The sequence below is a fragment of the Actinomyces sp. 594 genome (genome assembly GCF_019325145.1).
Classification (GTDB): Bacteria; Actinomycetota; Actinomycetes; order Actinomycetales; family Actinomycetaceae; genus Actinomyces.
Window position 1 is genome coordinate 24334 of sequence record NZ_PIZC01000007.1, and the last position, 5008, is coordinate 29341.

Here is a 5008-nt window from a genome sequence, read left to right on the forward strand (position 1 = left end):
TGCACACCTTGATGACGGGCGTCTTTGCCGCCGCGGTTCTTGATGGGGAGGACAGCGACTCCAGCACGGCGATCGGCGACCTCGCCGAGGCGCTTCTGGCAGATCTGGAGCCGTTGGTGCCATCGTGTCAGAACGCCGCGGATCTGGTGGAGCGCCTGGATACGGACATGCGTTCGGTAGTGTCCGATCTGGACCGGATCAATCGCCCGTTTCAGCGTTGGATTCGCGCCCTGCAGGACGAGGGCGCGCTACCGCTGGATGAGGATGTTGATGTCCAGGCGCTTCTTCAGGAGGCGGTGGAGCTGAGCGATACGGGGTTCCCGGAGACGTCCTCCCTGGCTGAATTGGCGGCCAAAGCGCGTGGTGCAGTCGTTACCCTGGATGCGTCCGCTATCCGCGACCGCGTGGCGACGGTCCGCGAGGCGCTGGCAAGAATGCCTTGAGTCATAGTGGTCGTCGCGACACCGTTGTGTTGCTGTCAACTGAGATACGTTAACCTCACCATGGGTCGGGTCCCATCCCGCTCCCGCCGTCACCTCTGAGGGAGCGTGGCGGTCGTGACGTCTCACCCCAGGGTGTCCATGGTCTGCATAAGAAAGGTCGCTTGTGTCCACCAAGCTCGTCATCGTCGAGTCCCCCAACAAGGTCCGCTCCATTGCCGGATACCTGGGCAAGGACTTCGACGTCGAGGCCTCGGTCGGCCATATTCGTGACCTGGCCCAGCCGTCCGAGCTGCCCGCAGCCGAGAAGAAGGGCCCGTACAGCAAGTTCGCTGTCGACGTAACCGACGGATTCAAGCCCTACTACGTGGTCAACCCAGACAAGAAGAAGACGGTCACGCAGCTGCGCAAGGCCCTCAAGGACGCCGACGAGCTCTACCTGGCCACCGATGATGACCGCGAGGGGGAGGCCATCGCCTGGCACCTGCTGGAGGTGCTCAAGCCCAAGGTGCCGGTCAAGCGCATGACCTTCACCGAGATCACCAAGGAGGCAGTCACCCGCGCCCTGAGCAACACGCGTGACCTGGACACGCACCGGGTGGACGCCCAGGAGACCCGCCGCATCCTGGACCGGCTGGTCGGCTACGAGGTCAGCCCCGTGCTGTGGCGCAAGGTGCGTGCCGGCCTGTCCGCCGGGCGCGTGCAGTCGGTGGCCACGCGCCTGGTGGTCGAGCGTGAGCGCGAGCGCATGGCCTTCAAGCCCGCCGGCTACTGGGGAGTGGAGGCCCAGCTGTCCACCGACCTGGCCGCCGGCAGCTCACTGCGGCCCACCGCGGTGGACAGCTCGTTCACTGCGCGCCTGACCGCCCTGGACGGGCGGCGCGTGGCCACAGGGCGTGACTTCACCGACGCCGGGGTACTGCGGCCTGCCGCCGTCAAGGCGGGAACCGTGCACCTGCATGAGGGGGCCGCTCGCGCCGTCGCCGACGCCATCACCCGCGCCGTGCCGCGCGTTGCCGAGGTGGAGGACAAGCCCTACCGGCGGCGCCCGGCGGCACCCTTCACCACCTCCACCCTGCAGCAGGAGGCGAGCCGCAAGCTGCGCATGAACCCGCGCGAGACCATGCGGGTGGCGCAGGCCCTGTATGAGAACGGCTTCATCACTTACATGCGTACCGACTCCACGGTGCTGTCCGGGCAGGCCGTCGCCGCCGCTCGCAGTCAGGTGGCCGAGCTGTACGGCGCGGAGTACGTCGCGCCGAAGCCGCGCGTGTACGCCACCAAGACCAAGGGTGCCCAGGAGGCCCACGAGGCGATCCGGCCCGCCGGCGACCACTTCCGCACCCCCGCCCAGGTGTCCGGCCAGCTTACCGGCGCCCAGTTCCGACTGTACGAGCTGATCTGGCGGCGCACGGTCGCCTCCCAAATGGCCGATGCCACCGGCTCCACGGCTACCGTGCGGGTGGACGTGCCGCTGCGCCCCGCGGACGGCGGCTCCCGCGATGCCGGCATTACCTTCAGCACTGCCTCCCTCAGCGCCTCGGGCACAGTCATCACCTTCCGTGGCTTCCTGGCCGCATACGAGGAGGGGCGTGATGCTGAGCGCTACGAGTCGGAGAACACGCCCGCGGTGGCGGGCAGCGCCGATGCCGCTGCGGCGGGTGAGGGCGCCGGAGCCGGCGGGGCCGCCGCCGCGAAGGCGGGCAAGGACCGGGAGGTGCGCCTGCCGGCCATGATCGCCGGGCAGGAGCTGGCCGCACTGGCTGCCGAGGCCGCCGGGCACGAGACCACGCCGCCGCCCCGCTACACGGAGGCCTCCCTGGTCAAGGCCCTGGAGGAGCGGGAGATCGGCCGGCCGTCCACGTACGCCTCCATCATGTCCACCATCTCCGACCGCGGTTACGTTGAGCACCGTGGCCAGGCACTGGTGCCCACCTGGCTGGCCTTCGCGGTTACCCGGCTGCTGGAAGAGAACTTCAGCGAGCTGGTCGATTACGACTTCACCGCCTCCATGGAGGCAGACCTGGACCGTATCGCCTCCGGCGAGGAGGACCGGGTCGACTGGCTCACCCACTTCTACTACGGGCCGCAGGGGCAGGCGGGTGCGGGCGTGAACGACGCTGCGGCGTCGGGACCGGCGCCCGCGGCAGCGGGGCCTGCGGGGGAGAGCCAGGGGCTCAAGGCCCTGGTTGACGGGCTGGGTGAGATCGATGCCCGCGCCGTCAACTCTATTGACATCGGTGAGGGCATCACCCTGCGCGTGGGCCGCTACGGGCCCTACCTGGAGGACGCCGAGGGCAAACGCGCCAATGTGCCCGGCGATCTGGCGCCCGACGAGCTAACCGTGGCCAAGGCGCAGGAGTTGTTCACCCGCGCTGCCGATGACGGGCGCGAACTCGGCACCGACCCGTCCACCGGGCACACCATCGTGGCTAAGGATGGCCGTTACGGCCCCTATGTCACCGAGATCCTGCCTGAGCCGGAGACCGGTGAGGCGGAGGCTGCGGCCGGCTCGGCGTCGTCGAGGAGCGGTACCAAGACTGCCCGCCGGGCCCGGAAGGGACCCAAGCCGCGTACTGCCTCACTGTTTAAGTCGATGGACTTGGCCACCGTTACCTTGGAACAGGCCCTCGACTTGCTGAGCCTGCCGCGCGTGGTTGGCCAGGACGCCGAAGGTGTTGACATCACGGCGCAGAACGGCCGCTACGGGCCCTACCTGAAGCGGGGCACTGACTCGCGCTCGTTGGAGAGCGAGGAGCAGCTGTTCACGGTGACCCTGGAGCAGGCGCTGGAGCTGTTCGCCCAGCCCAAGCGGCGCCGTGGTCAGGCGGCTGCCCGCGGCCCCCTGCGGGAACTCGGCACCGATCCGGCCACGGGGCGTCAGGTGGTGATCAAGGACGGCCGCTTCGGCCCGTACTTCACCGACGGGGAGACGAACGTGACGCTGCGTCGTGATGATGACCCGGCCACGGTCACTCCCGAGCGCGCCTATGAGCTGCTCGCGGAGAAGCGCGCTAAGGGACCGGCCAAGAAGCGCACGACCCGTAAGACCACGGCTAAGAGGACCACCACCAAGAGGGCGACCGCGAAGAAGTCCACCACCAGTAAAACGAGCGGCTGAATCAGGCTGCCCGGCTCGCCGGCTCACCGCACTTTGGGGTGTGGTTGCGGCGGGGTTGCCCGGGAGTCGGTCGGATCGGTGGACATCCTGGCTGAGACTTCAGCAGCCGCTCCGGACGTGCTGTCATGAAAAACGGTGCGAGTCGGGACGCCTCCGAATAATGCGGCAGCCTGTGACCCGACTCCGGCCACAGGCTGCAATGTGGGCGCCGCTGAGGACGCCTTGGCTTGTTAGGCGCTGTTAGGCGCTCTGAGAAGGTGCAATCGCCTCCTGCTTCCGCCTCTTGAGGATGAGGACGAGCGTGATGACGAATTCAACCACCGTAAGCGCCCCCATGGCGATGCTGATGGCAGGAATCTTCACGGGCGCATCACTCAGAAGGATGTAGTCCCACAGGAAGTGGGCGGTTACCAGCAGGCCGATGCTCTTGGTGTAGTCGTACATGAGCGCGTAGAACAGTCCGGCGATGAAGGTTGACACCAGCTGCGACAGTGTGCCGGTCAGGGGCTGCCCGGCGAGGATATTCACCGCGTGGAGCAGGCTGAACATGGTTGCGGAGACGAGCAGGGCGCCGTTGACGCGCCTGCCGTTGGGCTCACCCAAGTAGGCGGTGTAAAGGACGCGGCGGAACATTGTCTCCTCTGCAAGTCCCACCAGGAACGCCACCGCCAGCGGCGTCATGAATGCGGCGCTCAGCTGCCCGTTAGTCAGTAGGTAGTAGGCCGCCATGCCGACGACCGGCACAAAGATCACCAGGAAGAGCGTGTAGCTCCTCGGACCGGTGGGAGCGGGCAGCTGCTTTCGCAGAGCGAGGAAGCAGCCGACCGCGCCCAGGGCCAGCAGGCAGAAGAACGGAAGCATGGCCCTCGCATAACCGGGATCGTTGTAACTCGTGTTGAAGAGGTGGCGAACGGTCAGGTTCGCGATCCCCATGGCGAGGATGTAGAGGAGGGAGGACTTGAGCGCGGCGCGCGCGGTGTCGGTCTTTGGCATAGTGCCTCCTTATAGCATCTGTTAGTTGGTCATTGGAAATCGGGTTCCAACTCGAAGATTTCGTGGGGTTCCTCCGGTTTGTGGGTGTGGTGGTTCGCCGTTTGGTGGCTGGTGCGCGTGCCTGGGTGGGTTGGCGTGCTGGGTGTGGCGGTTGTGGCGTGTGTGGAGCGGTGGTCGTGGCGTGTGGGGAGTGGCGGTCGGTGTCCGGGGCTGTACTGGCGCGGTGGTTCGTACACTCTGACCGGTGGTTCGCGTGCCCATGGTTGACGGTTCGTACGTTCTCGCGACGGTTCGTACGTTCTGGTCGACGATTCGTACCTGGTGGTGACGGTTCGTACGGTAGGGGTACGTCGCGTCACCGAAAGGTACTGTGATGTCTCATGACTTCTGGGACTGTTGGATCTCATGACATCTGGGAGTGTCAGAAGTCGTGAGATTCTGGGAGGCCCTGGGT

At 66.7% G+C, this 5008-nt stretch carries 2 protein-coding genes and 1 pseudogene; 2 read left to right on the forward strand and 1 reads right to left on the reverse strand.

From position 1 onward, the window contains the following. Positions 1-443, forward strand: a pseudogene (locus GZ998_RS00420) (diguanylate cyclase); the annotation flags it as partial. 163 nt (positions 444-606) lie between these two features. Then, positions 607-3561 (forward strand): type I DNA topoisomerase, encoded by a 2955-nt coding sequence (gene topA, locus GZ998_RS00425; protein ID WP_219108285.1) that lies wholly within the window; start codon positions 607-609, stop codon positions 3559-3561. A 240-nt stretch (positions 3562-3801) separates the two neighbouring features. Here topA and GZ998_RS00430 read toward each other — a convergent pair whose 3' ends face one another. Then, entirely contained in the window at positions 3802-4554 is a 753-nt protein-coding gene (locus tag GZ998_RS00430) for a CPBP family intramembrane glutamic endopeptidase (RefSeq protein WP_161923479.1), read from the reverse strand. Between the last annotated feature and the right edge of the window lie 454 nt (positions 4555-5008).